General features: G+C 34.7%; 2 protein-coding genes. Both read left to right on the top strand.

Annotated elements, in window-relative coordinates; all coding sequences use genetic code 11:
* Positions 1-95: 95 nt before the first annotated feature.
* Entirely contained in the window at positions 96-716 is a 621-nt protein-coding gene (locus BLP55_RS16390) for a hypothetical protein (protein ID WP_091147417.1), read from the top strand.
* Between the two features lie 621 nt (positions 717-1337).
* Entirely contained in the window at positions 1338-2270 is a 933-nt protein-coding gene (locus BLP55_RS16395) for an SPFH domain-containing protein (protein ID WP_091147420.1), read from the top strand.
* The last annotated feature ends 70 nt before the right edge of the window (positions 2271-2340 follow it).

A 2340-nucleotide genomic window follows, 5' to 3' on the forward strand; every position in this document is an offset into this window, starting at 1 on the left:
AAACGCGAAAGAAAAAAGATCGAGAATAAAAAAATTAAACTAATTTAGATTTTTATTAAATGACCTTTGTTGCATTAAGGTCTTGAATCCACGATATGCAAAAAACAACATTTATACTTTTAATCTTGTTTGCTTTCGGATGTACAAAAAAAGAACATCTGATTGAAATATACACTTTCAAAACAAGAGCTAATAATTTAAATGGTATCAACGCAGAAAAATATTTACTTGACAATAAAAAAATAGATCCCGAATTTATATATGAAATCGGAAAAACGACCACAATCGACACGCTAAAACAAGAATTAATTTACGCCGGAGAATTTAAGATTGAAGTGACAAATTTAAATACCTTACCTTTTATAACAGATAAGGAAATTTTGTCGCTTGACACAGAGCAAAGCAAATTAAAACTCTCCAAATCTGCCTGTGAAAAAATATCTCAATTACCTGGCTTTCATCGTGAAGGTTTGCAGTTTGTAATTACTGATAATAGAATTCCAATTTTTTCAGGATATTTTTGGAGTACGTTTTCATCTTATGGCAGTCATTGGTATTGTTTATCTTATAAACCAAAACAAGAAAATTGCAATGAGCAGTTTTTCGATCTAACAAAAGCTGATGGTATGAAATCTCCAATGGGAACTAGAGTAAATTTTAGAAATTTTAATAAAATGGTTGAGTCTTTTAAATATTCAAATCGATTAAACAAGTAGGCCAGCCGCTAACAGCGCAGTTAAGCAAGAGCTGGTTTTTAGTAAGTTGAGCGTTCGGTCTTCACGAAGAAAGTCTTATCTTGGCAGAGAGTACGCAGTCCGCTTTTCCGCTCCTGCGTAACTGCGCGAAACGTTACTGGAACTTCGTTTGAGAAACATGAAATACGTTTCGAAGATTTTCAATAATTTCATTTAAAAATTTAAAATATATTCTCGCATCCTGAAATCTGGGTCGAATAGCTTTGTCAAGGTTTTATATTTTTTTCGTAACGGGAATTGTTCAATGATTTCCTTCAATGGGAAATCATCGGCGTTCTCCAGAATCGAGCTTAGATCCAAGCGGAAAACTCATAATCTGGGTTCTCCAATTGAAAAACACTTAAAAAGACTTCTTCACTTTGTCACGAAATTCCAGTAACAGCGCATTTACGCGATCGCTGAGTTTTAGGTAACCGGAAGTTGTGGTTTCACGAAGAAATAGTATCTTCGGCAGAGAGAACTCAGTTCGCTTTGACAGCGACCGCGCAAATGCGCGAAACGTTAGGTGACATTTTTTTTGCACACCTGCAATAATCGAGCAAAATAAATTACTTTCAACGTTTTAACCAAATAAATCAGAAAATGGCACTAATTGACATAGTTAAATATCAATCGAAAGAAGATGATTTTATTTGGAAATTCCCATCTTCAGACTTACGGATTGGAACGCAGGTCGTGGTTGACCCTGCTCAACATGCGTTTTTCATCAAAGGCGGTGTAATTTATGATGAATTCACAACTGGAACACATACACTGACTACCGCCAATATACCGTTATTAAACAAAGTTATTAATTTGCCGTTTGGCGGTGACTCGCCGTTCCAAGCGGAAGTTTGGTTTGTCAATCTAACTACGAAACTTGACAATAAATGGGGTACTTCAACTCCGATATTACTTGAAGATCCGAAATATAATATTATTGTTCCTGTAAGGGCGTTTGGTCAATATGGCTTCAAAATTTCAAACCCTCGAATTTTCTTAGAAAAACTAACAGGAAATTTACCCTCCTATTCTGCTGTAAAAATCCAAGAATACTTAAAAGGTAAGATTATTTCTCATCTAACTTCAGTCATATCCAAAAAACTAATTAGGGAGGATGTTTCCGTCTTAGAAATAAACGCGCATTTAGAAGAGCTTTCGGAATTTTGCAAAATCAATATTGCTGAAGAGTTTAAAAATTATGGGTTGGAACTTGTCACATTTTATTTCCTTTCCATAAATATTCCTTTAGACGATCCTAGCCTAACAAAACTTAGACAAGCAAAAGCACTGACAGCCAGCGTAAAGATTACTGGAAACGAACTTTATCAAATTGACCGCAACCTTGATATTATGGAAAGCGCGGCAAAAAATGAAAGCGCAACGGGAAATTTCATGGGAGCAGGACTTGGATTTGCTTTAGGCTCAAATATTGGCAATCAAATAAATTCTCCATCATCCATTAAAAATATTCCACCACCGCTTCCAGTGCAATATTATTTGGTTATTGATAACCCGTTGTGCGGTTTGATTTAAGCAATAAAACACAATAAAAAAGTTGTGCATAATACTGAATTTCAGTATATTAAATAAGATTCTGAGTTTT

It is taken from the genome of Flavobacterium caeni, from assembly GCF_900101895.1.
Classification (GTDB): domain Bacteria; phylum Bacteroidota; class Bacteroidia; order Flavobacteriales; family Flavobacteriaceae; genus Flavobacterium; species Flavobacterium caeni.